Source organism: Rhizobium sp. M10 (genome assembly GCF_002531955.1).
Classification (GTDB): domain Bacteria; phylum Pseudomonadota; class Alphaproteobacteria; order Rhizobiales; family Rhizobiaceae; genus Rhizobium; species Rhizobium etli_C.
This window is the reverse complement of record NZ_NWTA01000003.1, coordinates 271204-286332: the sequence shown is the minus strand read 5'-3', so window position 1 is coordinate 286332 and position 15129 is coordinate 271204. Positions and strand designations below refer to the sequence as shown.

Annotated in this window: 11 protein-coding genes; 9 read left to right on the top strand and 2 right to left on the bottom strand. The window is 61.2% G+C overall.

All coding sequences use genetic code 11. The features are described 5' to 3' along the window. Position 1: 1 nt before the first annotated feature. Positions 2 to 616 (bottom strand): C39 family peptidase, encoded by a 615-nt coding sequence (locus tag CO671_RS06650; RefSeq protein WP_097605275.1) that lies wholly within the window; start codon positions 614 to 616, stop codon positions 2 to 4. A gap of 101 nt (positions 617 to 717) precedes the next feature. Beyond that, positions 718 to 1761 (bottom strand): LacI family transcriptional regulator, encoded by a 1044-nt coding sequence (locus CO671_RS06645; RefSeq protein ID WP_097605274.1) that lies wholly within the window; start codon positions 1759 to 1761, stop codon positions 718 to 720. A 454-nt stretch (positions 1762 to 2215) separates the two neighbouring features. Between CO671_RS06645 and CO671_RS06640 the strand changes: the two genes are divergently transcribed. From CO671_RS06640 to CO671_RS06595, 9 genes are all read left to right on the top strand, one after another. Then, positions 2216 to 3451: an ABC transporter substrate-binding protein gene (locus tag CO671_RS06640; RefSeq protein WP_010030972.1), complete on the top strand. Its 1236-nt coding sequence runs from the start codon at positions 2216 to 2218 to the stop codon at positions 3449 to 3451. Positions 3452 to 3659: 208 nt separating this feature from the next. Next, complete coding sequence (locus CO671_RS06635) at positions 3660 to 4565, top strand: sugar ABC transporter permease (protein WP_097605273.1); 906 nt, start codon at positions 3660 to 3662, stop codon at positions 4563 to 4565. A 4-nt stretch (positions 4566 to 4569) separates the two neighbouring features. Further along, entirely contained in the window at positions 4570 to 5502 is a 933-nt protein-coding gene (locus CO671_RS06630; protein WP_097605440.1) for a carbohydrate ABC transporter permease, read from the top strand. 4 nt (positions 5503 to 5506) lie between these two features. Further along, entirely contained in the window at positions 5507 to 6613 is a 1107-nt protein-coding gene (locus CO671_RS06625) for an ABC transporter ATP-binding protein (protein ID WP_097605272.1), read from the top strand. Positions 6614 to 6893: 280 nt separating this feature from the next. Then, on the top strand, positions 6894 to 9353 hold the full coding sequence (locus CO671_RS06620; RefSeq protein ID WP_097605439.1) for a glycoside hydrolase family 2 protein: 2460 nt from the start codon (positions 6894 to 6896) through the stop codon (positions 9351 to 9353). 39 nt (positions 9354 to 9392) lie between these two features. Continuing rightward, on the top strand, positions 9393 to 10154 hold the full coding sequence (locus CO671_RS06615) for a sugar phosphate isomerase/epimerase (RefSeq protein ID WP_010030267.1): 762 nt from the start codon (positions 9393 to 9395) through the stop codon (positions 10152 to 10154). An 8-nt stretch (positions 10155 to 10162) separates the two neighbouring features. Further along, positions 10163 to 11296 carry a Gfo/Idh/MocA family oxidoreductase gene (locus CO671_RS06610; protein WP_097605271.1) on the top strand — a complete coding sequence of 378 codons (1134 nt, stop codon included), beginning with the start codon at positions 10163 to 10165 and terminating at the stop codon, positions 11294 to 11296. Between the two features lie 292 nt (positions 11297 to 11588). After that, complete coding sequence (gene mgrA, locus CO671_RS06600; protein WP_097605269.1) at positions 11589 to 12620, top strand: L-glyceraldehyde 3-phosphate reductase; 1032 nt, start codon at positions 11589 to 11591, stop codon at positions 12618 to 12620. Positions 12621 to 12886: 266 nt separating this feature from the next. After that, entirely contained in the window at positions 12887 to 14500 is a 1614-nt protein-coding gene (locus tag CO671_RS06595; RefSeq protein ID WP_097605268.1) for a glycoside hydrolase family 43 protein, read from the top strand. The last annotated feature ends 629 nt before the right edge of the window (positions 14501 to 15129 follow it).

The following is a 15129-nucleotide window of genomic DNA, read 5'->3' as shown; positions in this document are numbered from 1 at the left end:
GTCAGGCGTCGACAGATATGCCGCGGTTGGCGAAGAAGCGGCCGAAGACGGCAAGCGGCAGCGTCACGTCGGCCTGGCTCGCCTCGTCGTGACCGGATGGATTGTGGAAGCGGACCGTTTCCTGCGAGGCTGCCGTCACAAGCACCAGATGGCCGCCCTTCGATGGCGGTTCGCGCTCCGGCCAGCGAATGGCCGAATGCACCGAGGCAATGAAGAACCGGCGCTTCGACAGAAGATCAGGAAAGGCCGAGGTTTCGATGCCGGTTATCGTCTCGGCGTCGAGCCCGAAACGTTCGGTTGCGAAGCGCACAAAGGGCGCGTAGATCAGCCCCTTGATCGAGGCGTCGACCTCGTTGACGACATAACCGCCGTAGGCGGTGCAGGCACGGGCAAGTTCGAGGGTCGGACGGATTTCGCCACGGGCGGCAAGGATCATCTTCAGACAGGCCATGCCGCAGACATTGACGGCCCAGCGCGCATATTCCTCAATGGTGCCGGCTCCCGAATGACGCCAGAGCGGATCGCTGAGCAGGGCTTGCGAGCCCTCGGCAAGTACCGGCAGCGTCATGCCGGGTGTTTCCCATTGGCTGAAATAGGGCACGCCGCTCTGCTGCATTCTGTCGATATCCCCGTGACTCGCTGTGAGATGACGGGCAATCTTGGCTTTTTCGAGCCGATGCCTGCTTGCGAATCCTGGGGGAGGGTTCATTCTCCCGCCTATCGGCCGTTCTCCGGCCAGATCGGCTGGCTGATGCTTTGCAGCAGTTCCGGTTCGACGCCGTCGATGCGAGCAATGACGGCTTTGGCCATTTCGCGGCCGGCTTGGCGCACATCCTCCTGGGCGGTGATGATCTCGGGACGGATCCAGTTCAGGATCGGCACCGACTGCTTGGACACCATGTCGAGATCACGCCCCAGCGCCTTGCCGGCGGCCTCGATGCCGGCATTGACGGCGATCGCCGCGCTGCCGGCCGAACAGACGATGCCGTCAGGGGCGTTCGCCGCGCGCATCATCACCTCGACGACGTCGCGGATATCGGCTAGCGGCGCGTCGGTGTTGACCCGCAGGGGCACTTCCTCGGCGCCGTAATCGTGCAGGCCGGTCTGAAAGCCGATCCTGATATGGGCGTAATAGGTGAGCTTGCTCGGCGGCTGTAGCAGGGCAATGCGCCGGCGACCGCGTTTGACCAGCCGCTCCACCGCCTGATGGGCGAAGGCTTCGTTGTCGAAATCGTGGAAGGGGTGCGTCAGGCCGGCGTCGGTGCGCCCATGCGTGGCGAAGGGCATGCCGCGCTCGGTCAGCAACCGCACGCGCGGATCGTCCGGCTCGATGCGCGAGATGATGACCCCGTCGGCCGAGCCGGTCTCGAGGATATAGCGCACCGGCAGCATCGGGTCCTTGCTGTGGGAGTGCGGCGTGACGACGATATGATAGGGCGTGCCGGACAGGACCTCGGAGATGCCGAAGACCATCTGGCTCGAGAAGCCCATGATCTCCTCGTCGATGCTGAGGACGAGGGCGATGACGTTGGTCTTGCCGGTGCGCAGGCGCACGCCCGCCCTGTTCGGCTGGTAGCCGAGCTGGCGGGCGACCATGCGCACTCGCTCCTTGGTTTCGGCCCCGATGTCAGGCGCGTCTTTCAGCGCACGCGACACCGTTGTCACGCCAAGGCCGGTCATGAAGGCGATCGTTTTCAATGTCGGGCGCTCGCGCGCCGCCGGCACCGATGCTGCTTGCCCGAAATTTCCCTTGTTTTCCATCCCTGTAGGCCTGCCTCGCGCGAATTGGTGTCGCTTATAGAGGCTTTTTCAAGCGCCGTAAGCCCGCCGCCTGCCAAAATCGCGCCTCCCTGAGGAATGCAATCTGTAACGATACAGTAGAAATGTCGAGGGCTTTTTCTTGTGTGCATTGCGGCAATATCCCCGCAGGTTGAATCCGTCATCTGTGCCCCGTTTTTCCGCAGTAGCGAAAAAAGTAAAGCGAGCCGTAGACCGGTTTTCCTTAAATCATCCTGTTATTTCAATTTGATACATTGATTGTGCATATGCGATATCGCTTAATAAAATGGCGATATGAGGAGGGTAGTGATGTAGCCGAGAACAGCTAGAAATAGCAATTCCGGCCTTCATCGAAAAATTTGGAGGCGGGCAGTTGCGTGCTGAAATCGATTGATCTAAGTTTTTCCGGCAACGTTTCAGTGAGGGAGGAGAACTCATGAAAATCCGTATGATGGCGGCCGTGCTTGCCGCCTCAGTCGCGCTTCCGCTCGGCGCCGCCAGTGCCACCGATCTCGAAGTCACGCATTGGTGGACCTCAGGCGGCGAATCCGCCGCCGTCGCCGAGCTGGCGAAGGCTTTCGACGCCACCGGCAACCACTGGGTCGACGGCGCGATCGCCGGTTCCGGCGGCACCGCCCGTCCGATCATGATCAGCCGCATTACCGGCGGCGACCCGATGGGCGCCACCCAGTTCAATCACGGCCGTCAGGCTGAGGAGCTCGTCCAGGCCGGCCTGATGCGCGACCTGACCGATGTCGCCACCGCCGAGAAGTGGAAGGACATCATTCGTCCGTCGAGCCTGCTCGATTCCTGCACCATCGACGGCAAAATCTATTGCGCTCCCGTCAACATCCACTCCTGGCAGTGGCTGTGGCTTTCGAACGCCGCCTTCAAGAAGGCCGGCGTCGAGGTTCCGAAGAACTGGGACGAATTCGTTGCCGCCGCTCCGGCTCTGGAAAAGGCCGGTATCCTTCCGCTCGCCGTCGGCGGTCAGCCGTGGCAGGCTGCAGGCGCCTTCGACGTGCTGATGGTGGCGATTGCCGGCAAGGACACCTTCAACAAGGTCTTCAAGGACAAGGATGCGGAAGCTGCCGCCGGCCCTGAAATCGCTAAGGTCTTCAAGGCCGCCGACGATGCGCGCCGTATGTCCAAGGGCACCAATGTCCAGGATTGGAACCAGGCCACCAACCTCGTCATCACGGGCAAGGCCGGCGGCCAGATCATGGGTGACTGGGCGCAAGGCGAATTCGCGCTCGCTGGTCAGAAGGCCGGTACCGACTATACCTGCCTGCCGGGCCTCGGCGTCAACGAGATCATCTCGACCGGCGGCGATGCCTTTTACTTCCCGCTGCTGAAGGATGAGGAAAAATCCAAGGCGCAGGCCGTGCTCGCCAAGACCTTGCTCGATCCGAAGACTCAGGTTGCCTTCAACCTGAAGAAGGGCTCTCTGCCGGTTCGCGGCGACGTCGATCTCGCTGCTGCCAACGACTGCATGAAGAAAGGTCTCGATATCCTTTCGAAGGGCAACGTGATCCAGGGGACCGACCAGCTGCTTTCGGCCGACAGCCAGAAGCAGAAGGAAGACCTGTTCTCCGAATTCTTCGCCAATCCGTCGATGACACCGGAAGACGCCCAGAAGCGTTTCGCCGATATCATCGCTTCGGCCGACTGATCCTCGGTTCTCAAGCTCATCGGATCCGGTCCTGCTCTTGGCAGGGCCGGATTGCGCCGCCGGATCTCTGATCCCGGCGAGAGCTTCCGCAGCCGGCCGCAAGCGCGCTTATGCGTGGAGTGCGTGACGGCTTCGGATAGGGACGGGAAGGGCAGCCGTTCAGACGGCGTCCCGATCACCGAAGCGAGCGCGCTTCAGGAGGAAACCAATGACAGGTCAAGCGAAAGCCGGCCGGCCGTTTAAATTGCTGCGCAATCTGAATTCGAAGATTGCCTCCATTCCCATGATCCTCACCGCCATGGTCATCTTCGTCGGCGGCACGATCTGGACCGTGTTCTATTCCTTCACCAATTCCAAGCTTCTGCCGCGACTAACCTTCGCAGGCATCGAGCAATATGAGCGTCTCTGGGCCGCACCGCGCTGGGTGGTGTCCATCCAAAACCTGGCGATCTACGGCATCCTGTCGCTGATCTTCAGCCTGGTCATCGGGTTCCTGCTGGCGGCTCTCATGGATCAGAAGATCCGTTTCGAGAACACCTTCCGCACGATCTTCCTCTATCCTTTCGCGCTGTCCTTCATCGTCACCGGTCTCGTCTGGCAGTGGATTCTCAATCCTGACTTCGGCGTGCAATCCGTGGTGCGATCGCTCGGCTGGACGAGCTTCACCTTCAACCCGCTCTATACGCCCGAAATCGTCATCTACGGCATTCTGATCGCGGCTCTCTGGCAGGGCACCGGTCTCGTCATGTGCCTGATGCTTGCCGGCCTGCGCGGCATCGACGAGGACATCTGGAAGGCTGCGCGCGTCGACGGCATTCCGATGTGGAAGACCTATCTGCTGGTCATCATTCCGATGATGCGGCCGGTCTTCATCACCACGATCGTCATCATCGCCTCCGGCATCGTGAAGGTCTACGACCTCGTCGTGGCGCAGACTTCGGGCGGTCCGGGCATCTCGTCGGAAGTGCCGGCGAAATATGTCTACGACTACATGTTCCAGGCGCAGAATCTCGGCCAGGGCTTTGCCGCCTCGACCATGATGCTCGTCACGGTCGCCATCATCATCATTCCCTGGGCGTATCTGGAATTTAGCGGAGGGCGCAAGCGTGTCTGACAATATCGCTCTCAAATCGGTCGATGGCGGCGGCGTCCCCTTCGAAGGCAAGGTGGTTTCCGGTCCGGCCGGACCGAAGCCGCGGCCGGTGATTTCGCCGCGCAACATCATCATCTACGGCACGCTTTTCGTGGCCGCCGTCTATTACCTGATCCCGCTTTACGTGATGGTCGTCACCTCGCTCAAGGGAATGCCGGAAATCCGGCTCGGCAACATCTTCTCGCCGCCGATGGAAATCACCTTCGAACCCTGGGTGAAGGCCTGGGCGACGGCCTGCACCGGTCTGAACTGCGACGGTCTTTCGCGCGGTTTCTGGAACTCGGTGCGCATTACGGTGCCGTCGGTCATCGTTTCGATCGCAATTGCCTCGGTCAACGGCTATGCGCTGGCGAACTGGCGCTTCAAGGGATCGGAATTCTTCTTCTCGGTCCTCATCATCGGCGCCTTCATTCCCTATCAGGTGATGATCTATCCGATCGTCATCATCCTGCGCGAAATCGGCATCTACGGCACGCTGACCGGCCTCATCATCGTGCATTCGATCTTCGGCATGCCGATCCTGACGCTGCTCTTCCGCAACTACTTCGTGTCGCTGCCGGAAGAGCTGTTCAAGGCGGCGCGTGTCGACGGGGCGGGCTTCTGGCAGATTTTCCTGCAGATCATGCTGCCCATGTCGCTGCCGATCTTCGTCGTGGCGATGATCCTGCAGGTGACCGGTATCTGGAACGACTTCCTGTTCGGCGTGGTCTTCACCCGGCCGGATACCTATCCGATGACCGTGCAGCTCAACAACATCGTCAATTCAGTCCAGGGCGTGAAGGAATACAACGTCAACATGGCGGCAACGATCCTGACGGGTCTCGTGCCGCTGATCGTCTATTTCGTGTCGGGACGGCTTTTCGTCCGCGGCATCGCCGCCGGCGCAGTGAAGGGTTGATCTCATGAACATGAATTCGAGTGTCTCCAATTCAAGTGTTTCCATCAAGGATCTGTCGCTGAACTTCGGCGCGGTCAGTGTGCTGAAGGATCTGAACCTCGACATCAATGACGGGGAGTTCCTGGTGCTGCTCGGTTCGTCCGGCTGCGGCAAGTCGACCTTGCTGAACTGCATTGCCGGCCTGCTCGACGCTTCGGAAGGACAGATCTTCATCAAGGGCAAGAACGTCACCTGGGAGGAGCCGAAGGATCGCGGCATCGGCATGGTGTTCCAGTCCTATGCGCTCTATCCCCAGATGACGGTGGAGAAGAACCTCTCCTTCGGCCTGCGCGTCGCCAAGGTGCCGCAGGCCGAGATCGACAAGCGCGTGGCGCGCGCCGCCGAGATCCTGCAGATCCAGCCGCTCTTGAAGCGCAAGCCGGCCGAACTTTCCGGCGGCCAGCGCCAGCGCGTCGCCATTGGCCGGGCGCTGGTGCGTGATGTCGACGTGTTCCTGTTCGACGAGCCGCTGTCCAACCTCGACGCCAAACTCCGCTCGGAGCTGCGCGTCGAAATCAAGCGCCTGCACCAGTCGCTGCAGAATACGATGATCTACGTCACCCACGACCAGATCGAGGCGCTGACGCTCGCCGACCGTATCGCCATCATGAAGAGTGGCATCATCCAGCAGCTCGACGATCCGACGACGATCTATAACCGGCCGCGCAACCTCTTCGTCGCCGGCTTCATCGGCTCGCCGTCGATGAATTTTCTGCGTGGCGAGCTGGTCAAGACGGGCGAGGGGATCGCCTTTACCGCCAACGGCGTCAACTTCTCGCTGGCTGCCTATGACGCCAACGAGGCACTGCAGCCCGGCCGCAAGGTGGTGCTCGGCGTTCGCCCCGAACACATCAAGGTCAACGAAAATGCCGGCGGCGAGGAACATGACGCGACCGTCGATATCGAGGAGCCGATGGGCGCGGACAATCTTCTGTGGCTGAAACATGCCGGTCACACGATGTCGGTCCGCGTCAACGGCGCCCGCCGCTTCGATGTCGGCGCCAAGGTGAAGCTCAGCTTCGACATGACGGTCGCCTCGGTGTTCGATGCCGAGAGCGAGTTGCGGCTTTAGAGGGTTCTGCGGTTGGAGGCCACTAGCTGGCGCGAGTTTGACGAAAAGGCCAACCCCGCCCTCCGTCATCCTCGGGCTTGACCCGAGGATCCATGCCCGTTGCGGCAGGTGGATGTGGTGTAGATCCTCGGGTCAAGCCAGAGGATGACGGAGAGCGGAGTGGGCAGATGAGGACAAAAACGACACGTCTCTGACGAACGACTAGGTGAGGGCCACTCCGAACAGTGACATTTGGCCTTCCTTCAAGACCACAATCCTTTTCAAAATCGGACATGAAATCGTGACGCAACTACCGCCCCCCTCCAGCATCGACCTTTCCGGTTCGTGGCAGCTGACTTCCGTCGATGGCGAGATCAAGAGTGTGATCAGGTTGCCGGGCGACGTGCACACCGCGCTCCACCGGGCCGGCCTGATCCCCGATCCCTATTTCGGCCGCAACGAGGAGAAAGTGCAGTGGGTCGCCGAGCGCGGATGGGCGGTCGAGCGCAGCTTCACGCTGCAGGAGGCCGAGGGCGACTGGTATCTCGATATCGACTATCTCGACACGGTCGCCTCCGTTTATGTCAACGGCTTCCTGGCGCTCGAAGCCGACAACAGCTTCCGCCGCTATCGCCCCGACGTGTCGAGCATGCTGAGATCCGGCGACAACGTCATCCGTATCGTGTTTGCCTCCAACCCCGCCGTCGGCGCCGAGCGGCAGAAGCAGCAGCCCTTCTATATTCCTTACAGCACCGGCAATTCGCCGATCCCGGACGGCAACATGCTGCGCAAGCCGCAATGCCATTTCGGCTGGGACTGGAATATCGCCATTGCGCCGCTCGGCCTTTACGGCACGATCGCGCTCAAAAAGCTTGAGAGCGCACGCATCGAACATGTCGTCACCCGCCAGACGCATAATCTCGACGGTTCGGTCGATCTGACGGTCACGGCAACGCTGTATTCCAAGGGGCCAAGTATTGCCCAGGTCTATTTCGATCTCGATGGCGAGCGGGTGCGCCTCGATGTCGGCGTCCATGGCGAGACCCACGTCAACCATCTCTTCCACATCGACAAGCCGCGCCTCTGGTGGCCGTCCGGCAGCGGCGAGCAGGCGCTCTACACGCTTTCCGTCGAGCTGTCCGACGAGGCAGTGACGAGGCAGATCGGCCTTCGCACCATCGAGCTGATCACCACCCCGGATGCATCGGGCGCCCGTTTTGCCTTCAAGGTCAATGGCCGCGAGATCTTCTGCCGCGGCGCCAACTGGATCCCCGCCGATGCGCTCTATTCGCTCTCCTCGCCGGAGAAGACGGAAGACCTGCTGCAATCGGCGAAAGCCGCCAACATGAACATGATCCGGGTCTGGGGGGGCGGTTTCTACGAGCAGGATCATTTCTACGATCTCTGCGACCGGCTGGGCCTGATGGTCTGGCAGGATTTCATGTTCGCCTGCAACCTCTATCCCTCGACCGAAGACTTCCTCGAGAATGTGGCGATCGAGGTGGATTACCAGGTGCGCCGGCTTTCCTCGCATCCCTCGATCGCGCTCTGGTGCGGCGACAACGAACTGGTCGGCGCGCTGACCTGGTTCGAGGAATCGAGGAAGGATCGCGATCGGTATCTCGTCTCCTATGATCGGCTCAACCGGACGATCGAGCAGGCGGTGAAGAAGGCGCTGCCCGGCGCGCTCTGGTGGCCGTCGAGCCCGGCCTCCGGCTATCTCGATTTCGGCGATGCCTGGCATGCCGATGGCTCCGGCGACATGCATTACTGGTCGGTGTGGCACGAGAACAAGTCGTTCGACAATTACCGTTCGGTGCGGCCGCGCTTCTGCTCGGAATTCGGCTTCCAGTCCTACACCTCGCTGCCTGTCATCAGGACCTATGCCGAGGAGAAGGATATGAATATCGCTTCTCCCGTCATGGAACTGCATCAGAAGAATGCCGGCGGCAACGAGCGCATCGCCGGCACGATGTTCCGCTATTTCCGCTTCCCCAAGGATTTCCCAAACTTCGTCTATCTCTCGCAGATTCAGCAGGGCCTGGCGATCAAGACGGCGGTGGAATATTGGCGTTCGCTGAAACCCCATTGCATGGGCACGATCTACTGGCAGCTCAACGATACCTGGCCGGTCGCTTCCTGGTCGAGCCTCGATTACGGCGGGCGCTGGAAGGCGATGCATTATCTCGTCAAGCGCTTCTTCCAGCCGGTGGCGGTCGCCGCCATTCCTTCCGAGGACGGGAAGACGATCCGCTTCTCGCTGGTCAACGACACGCTCGCCGATGTCAGCGTCGATCTTTCGATCTCGTTGCTGACGATGAACGGCGAGCGGAAGCACCTGAAAGACGTGCAGGCGGTCTGCTCGCCGGATGCGGCGGTGACGGCTGCGACCATCGACGTTGCCGAGATCGGCGAGGGAACGCTGCTAGCCTGGCGTTTCACTGTCTCGAACGGCATGGGCGGCGAGGGCCATTTTGTCAACGGCACCTACAAAGCGCTGGAGCTTGAGCCCGCGGGGCTTGTTGTCACGCATGAATATGTCGAGGCCAGCGGCGCGATCGACATCAACGTCACCGCTAAGGGACTTGCGCTCTTCGTGATGATCGAAAGCGCGACGGACGGCAAATATTCCGACAATGCCTTCGATCTTGCGGCCGGCGAAAGCCGCCGCATCACCTTCACCCCGGCAGAGCCGCTCGAGCGCGGCAAGCTGCCGGACTTCCGGTTCTACGACCTGCATTCCTGCCAATCGGCGGATTGATCCTTCCCAAGCGTGGGCACGAGGCCCAAGGAGAACATGATGACGAAACTTAGCTACCAGCTCTACAGCGCGCGCAATTTCCAGCCCTATTCGGCGATTTTCGAGAAGCTCGGCAAGGCGGGCTATGCGGAAGTCGAGGGCTTCGGCGGCATCTATGCCGATCTCGACGATGCCGGCTTGAAGAGCCTTCGCGCCGAGCTCGACAAGAATGGCCTGGTCATGGCGAGCGGCCATTTCAGCCCTGATTTCCTGGAAAAGGAAGTTCAGAAATCGCTCAACATCGCCAAGATTCTCGGCATGGATTCGATCTATGCGCCGCATCTGACGGCCGACCAGCGTCCCTCCGACGCCGCCGGCTGGACGGCCTTCGGCAAGCGCCTGCAGGAGATGAGCAAGCCTTACAAGGACGCCGGCTACGAATTCGGCTGGCACAATCATGATTTCGAGTTCGTCAAGCTCGCCGACGGCTCGCTGCCGATCGAGCGCATCTTCGAAGGCGCGCCTGACATTTCCTGGGAAGCCGATATCGCCTGGGTCATCCGCGGCGACGCCGATCCTTTCGCCTGGATCGAAAAGCTCGGGCCCCGCATCACCGCAGTTCACGTCAAGGATATCGCGCCGGCAGGCGAAGCGAAGGACGAGGACGGCTGGGCCGATGTCGGCCATGGCAGGGTCGAGTGGGCCAAGCTGATTGCGGCGCTTCGCGGCACCAAGGCCAAGCATTTCGTCGTCGAACATGACAATCCTAATGACATCGACCGCAACATCAGCCGCTCGATCGCATCCTTCAAGACTTATTGAGGCACATCATGACCAGGGAACTTGGCGTCGGCATCATCGGATGCGGCAACATCTCCACCACCTATTTCGCGCTCGCACCGCTCTTCAAGGGGCTGAAGGTGCTGGCCTGCGCCGATATCAACGTGCAGGCCGCCGAGGCCCGCGCCAAGGAATATGGCGTGAAGGCACAGACGATCGACGCGCTTCTCGCCAATGACGAGATCGACGTCGTCGTCAACCTGACGATCCCGGATGCGCATTTTCCGGTGTCGAAGGCGATCCTCGAAGCCGGAAAACATGTCTATTCGGAAAAGCCGCTGGTGCTTTCGCTGGAGCAGGGTGAGGAGCTTCGCCGCATCGCCAAGGCGAAGAATCTCTCCGTCAGCTGCGCGCCGGACACCTTCCTCGGCGGCGCGCATCAGCTTGCCCGCAAGTTCATCGACGATGGCGGCATCGGTCGGGTGACCTCGGGGGCCTGCTACGTGATGAGCCCCGGCATGGAGATGTGGCACCCGAACCCGGATTTCTTCTTCCTGCCAGGTGGCGGTCCGATCCTCGATCTCGGCCCCTATTACATCGCCAACCTGATCAACCTGATCGGCCCGGTCAAACGCGTCGGCGCCATGACCTCGATGGCATCGCCGACCCGCACCATCACCAGTGAGCCGCGCAATGGCGAGATCATCCCGGTCAAAACACCGACGACGATCCAGGCTCTGCTTGAATTCGTCAACGGCGCCACGGTGACGCTTTCGGCAAGCTGGGATGTCTGGTCGCATCGCCATGCCAACATGGAGCTCTACGGCACCGACGGTTCGCTCTACGTGCCGGACCCGAACTTCTTCGGCGGCACGGTCGAGGCAAGCGGCCGCGACAAGGACATCAAGCCGCTCGAGGCCTGGGAGCATCCCTTCGGCAAGATCAACCAGGAAAGCCCCAGCGGCTCGCGTGCCAATTACCGCACGGCCGGCCTTGCCGATATGGCGATGGCGTTGATCGAAGGCCGCGACGCACGCTGCTCGCTCGACCGCACGCTGCACGGGGTCGACGTCATGACCTCGATCCTCAAGTCGGGCGAGGAGGGGCGCTTCATCGACCTTAGCACGACCTGCACCCAGCCGGCCGCGCTCGGCATTGAAGAGGCGCAGGCGTTGATGAAGTGATAGAGGACCCGCGCTGGTTCGCTTTGCCCGGCGCGTGTGCTCCCCGCTTCCGTCATCCTCGGGCTTGTCCCGAGGATCTACTGACAGGACGGCAGATCCTCGGGACAAGCCCGAGGATGACGACGTTGGACGGCGGAGGCCTTTTCGCCGAGGAGGCGGGTATGCTTGCCGAGAGCACGGCAGATGCTCGGCACAAGGCCGAGCATGACGGTGGAGATGTTTTTAGCTTTCGGCCGCCGCTCAGGACGGATACGAAAGGGAAGCAATTTAGACAGGTTCAGGAGACCTTCACATGAGCTGGCAGCCGGCCGAAGACCGCTATTCGAAGATGAAGTATAACCGCGTCGGGCGTTCCGGCCTGAAGCTGCCGGCCGTTTCCCTCGGCCTCTGGCACAATTTCGGCGGCGACACGCCGCATGACCGCAAGATCGACATGTGCCTCACGGCCTTCGACCTCGGCATCACCCATTTCGACCTCGCCAACAATTACGGCCCGCCCCCCGGCAGTGCCGAGACCGCTTTCGGCGAGATCCTGCGCACCGAATTTTCCGGGCTTCGCGACGAGCTGATCATCTCCTCGAAGGCCGGCTACGACATGTGGCCGGGACCTTACGGCGAGTGGGGCAGCCGCAAGTACCTGATCGCCTCCTGCGACCAGAGCCTGAAGCGCATGGGCCTCGATTATGTCGACATCTTCTATTCGCATCGTTTCGACCCGGACACGCCGCTGGAAGAGACCTGCGGTGCGCTCGACCATATCGTCCGCTCCGGCCGGGCGCTGTATGTCGGCATCTCCTCCTACAATTCGCAGCGCACACGCGAAGCGGCCGCGATTCTCAAGGATCTCGGCACGCCGTGCCTGATCCACCAGCCGAGCTATTCGATGCTCAACCGCTGGGTCGAGGACGACAGACTGCTCGATACGCTTGACGAGGTCGGCATGGGCTCGATCGTGTTCTCGCCGCTGGCCCAGGGTATGCTGACCACGAAGTATCTCGGCGGCATTCCGGCCGACAGCCGCGCAGCCCAGAACCATTTTCTGAAGCGTGACTTCATCCGGCCCTCGATCATCGACAATATCGGCAAGCTCAACGGGATTGCCGAAAAGCGCGGCCAGACGCTGGCGCAGATGGCGATCGCCTGGGTGCTGCGTGGTGGACGCGTGACCTCGGCGCTGATCGGCGCCAGCCGCTCGTCCCAGATCGTCGATTGCGTCAAGGCGCTGGATAATCTCGAATTTACGGTCGAAGAGCTTGCCGAAATTGACGTCTACGCCCGTGAGGCCGATATCAATTTGTGGGCGAAGTCGGCGGAGCGGGAATAGTATGGGCAGTGGGAGTTTTGTGGCAGCATAGTCGCCCTAGACTCCCTCATTCCTGTGACCTCAGGCTTTGCCCGAGGGATGCCACAGGAATCCAGCTGCCGCGCGTCTGCGCGGCGAGAAGAGTTCTTTCAGCCCAAGGAGTTGGGCTGGCTGGATCTCTGTGACACCCCTCGGGTCAAGCCCGAGGACAGAGATGAGGGAGGAGAGGTTTTCCCGCCTTCGTCTGACGTACGTACCACAACGATAAATCTAGGAGGAGGCCGCCCATGATCCGCAATCCCATCCTGCCCGGGTTCAACCCCGATCCGTCGATCTGCCGCGTCGGCGCGGATTATTATATCGCCACCTCCACCTTCGAATGGTATCCGGGCGTGCAGATCCACCATTCGCGCGATCTGGTAAACTGGACGCTGGTGCGCCGGCCACTGGAGCGCGCCTCGCAACTGGACATGCGGGGGAACCCTGACAGTTGCGGCATCTGGGCGCCATGCCTCTCCTATGCGGACGGGCAATTCTGGCTTGTTTATACCGACGTCAAGCGCTTCGACGGTAGTTTCAAGGATGCACCGAACTATATCGTCACCGCGCCCTCGATCGAGGCGGAATGGTCCGATCCGGTCTATGTCAATTCCTCCGGCTTCGATCCCTCGCTCTTCCATGACGAAGACGGCCGCAAGTGGTTCGTCAACATGCAATGGAACCACCGCACCGAAAGTTATGGCGGCTCGCCGAAATCGCCTGCCTTCGACGGCATCCTGCTGCAGGAATGGGATCCGGTAGCGAAGGCGCTGAAGGGGCCGATCAAGAATATCTTTGCCGGCAGTCCGCTCGGACTCGTCGAAGGCCCGCATCTCTTCAAGAAGAACGGCTGGTATTATCTGACGACCGCCGAGGGCGGTACCGGCTATGACCACGCCGTCACCATGGCGCGCTCGCGCCGCATCGACGGACCTTATGAGATGCACCCGAACATGCATCTCATCACCTCGAAGGATCATCCCGGCGCGGTGCTGCAACGGGCCGGGCACGGCCAATATGTCGAGACGCCGGAGGGCGAGGCCTACCACACCCATCTCTGCGGCCGACCGCTGCCGCCGAAGCGGCGTTGCACGCTGGGGCGGGAGACGAGCCTGCAGAAATGCGTCTGGCGCGACGATGACTGGCTCTATCTCGAAAACGGGACTTGCGTGCCCGATGTCGATGTGCCGGGTCTCTTTGGTGCTGCGCCGGTGGAAAAGCCGATGCGCAGTGAATACAGCTTCGATGGCACGGCATTGCCTGCTGACTTCCAGTGGCTGCGCACGCCCGAGCCGCAGCGTATCTTCAACCTGACGGACCGTCCCGGCCATCTCCGGTTGATCGGGCGCGAAAGCATCGGTTCCTGGTTCGAACAGGCGTTGGTCGCCCGCCGGCAGGAGCATCACAGCTTCCGCGCCGAGACCGTGATCGAGTTCTCGCCCGACACCTACCAGCAGGTTGCCGGACTGACGCATTATTATAACCGCCACAAGTTCCACGCGCTCGCCGTCACGCTGCACGAAACACTCGGCCGCTGCGTCACCATCCTTTCCTGCAATGGCGACTATCCGAACGGACGCCTGAGCTTTCCGGCTGCAAGCGGGGTGGCGATCGCCGCCGAAGGCCGCGTCCAGCTCGCCATGGAAATTCGCGAGAACGACCTGCAGTTCTTCTGGCAGACCGAGGGCAAGGGCGCCTGGCAGCCGATCGGCCCGGTGCTGGACGCCGGGATGATCTCCGACGAGGGTGGACGCGGCGAACACGGCTCCTTCACCGGCGCCTTCACGGGCGTGTTCGCCTTCGATACGTCGGGACGTGGGAAGATCGCCGATTTTGATTGGTTCAATTACGACGAGTTGTGAGGGTAATCTTGCGCAGCGCTTTCGCTCAGCGCATTCGCGGCTTTGCCGCTCACCCCCTCATCTGCCTGCCGGCATCTTCTCCCCGCTGGGGAGAAGCGGAATCGTGGCGACGTCTCGCCCCCCTGAGACATTTGCTCCAGGAATGATGACCCGCGCAGCTTGCTCCCTCTTCGCCCCAGCGGGGAGAAGATGCCCGTTAGGGCAGATGAGGGGGTGAGCGGCAAAGCCGCGAATGCACGGAGCACAAGCGAAGGGCAAAATGAAGGGCGTGTAATACAGGGATAGACTCATATCTCGCGGTGAACGACAACTAAAAAGAAAGCCGGCGCAGAGGCCGGCTGAGACGAACGCGGCTGGACATGGGATACTCGCCGGTTCCAAACACTTCGTGACTGAACAATAACTTTCACTACAAGCCGAGGCAGCGGTAAAGGGCGCAACGAGAACGCCGAAGGACGGCTCCGCAAAGGGATGGGCGGCGGGGCGGATGCCGGTGCTTGCCTCGGCCCTCTTATCGGGCATCAAGATCACCGGATGATGACATTCCAAACCGGCCGTTATCTTTCTTTTCACCGGCTTGATCGTTGCGGTGATAGCCGAAAAGCCGGCATCTTGGTCATGTCGCCAGT

What these genes read in the sequence shown, in the direction of transcription:
- CO671_RS06610 (WP_097605271.1), top strand. Translation starts at nt 10,163, where the DNA reads ATGACCAGGGAACTTGGCGTCGGCATCATCGGATGCGGCAACATCTCC.
- mgrA (WP_097605269.1), top strand. Translation starts at nt 11,589, where the DNA reads ATGAGCTGGCAGCCGGCCGAAGACCGCTATTCGAAGATGAAGTATAAC.
- CO671_RS06635 (WP_097605273.1), top strand. Translation starts at nt 3,660, where the DNA reads ATGACAGGTCAAGCGAAAGCCGGCCGGCCGTTTAAATTGCTGCGCAAT.
- CO671_RS06625 (WP_097605272.1), top strand. Translation starts at nt 5,507, where the DNA reads ATGAACATGAATTCGAGTGTCTCCAATTCAAGTGTTTCCATCAAGGAT.
- CO671_RS06650 (WP_097605275.1), bottom strand. Translation starts at nt 616, where the DNA reads ATGCAGCAGAGCGGCGTGCCCTATTTCAGCCAATGGGAAACACCCGGC.
- CO671_RS06615 (WP_010030267.1), top strand. Translation starts at nt 9,393, where the DNA reads ATGACGAAACTTAGCTACCAGCTCTACAGCGCGCGCAATTTCCAGCCC.
- CO671_RS06595 (WP_097605268.1), top strand. Translation starts at nt 12,887, where the DNA reads ATGATCCGCAATCCCATCCTGCCCGGGTTCAACCCCGATCCGTCGATC.
- CO671_RS06640 (WP_010030972.1), top strand. Translation starts at nt 2,216, where the DNA reads ATGAAAATCCGTATGATGGCGGCCGTGCTTGCCGCCTCAGTCGCGCTT.
- CO671_RS06645 (WP_097605274.1), bottom strand. Translation starts at nt 1,761, where the DNA reads ATGGAAAACAAGGGAAATTTCGGGCAAGCAGCATCGGTGCCGGCGGCG.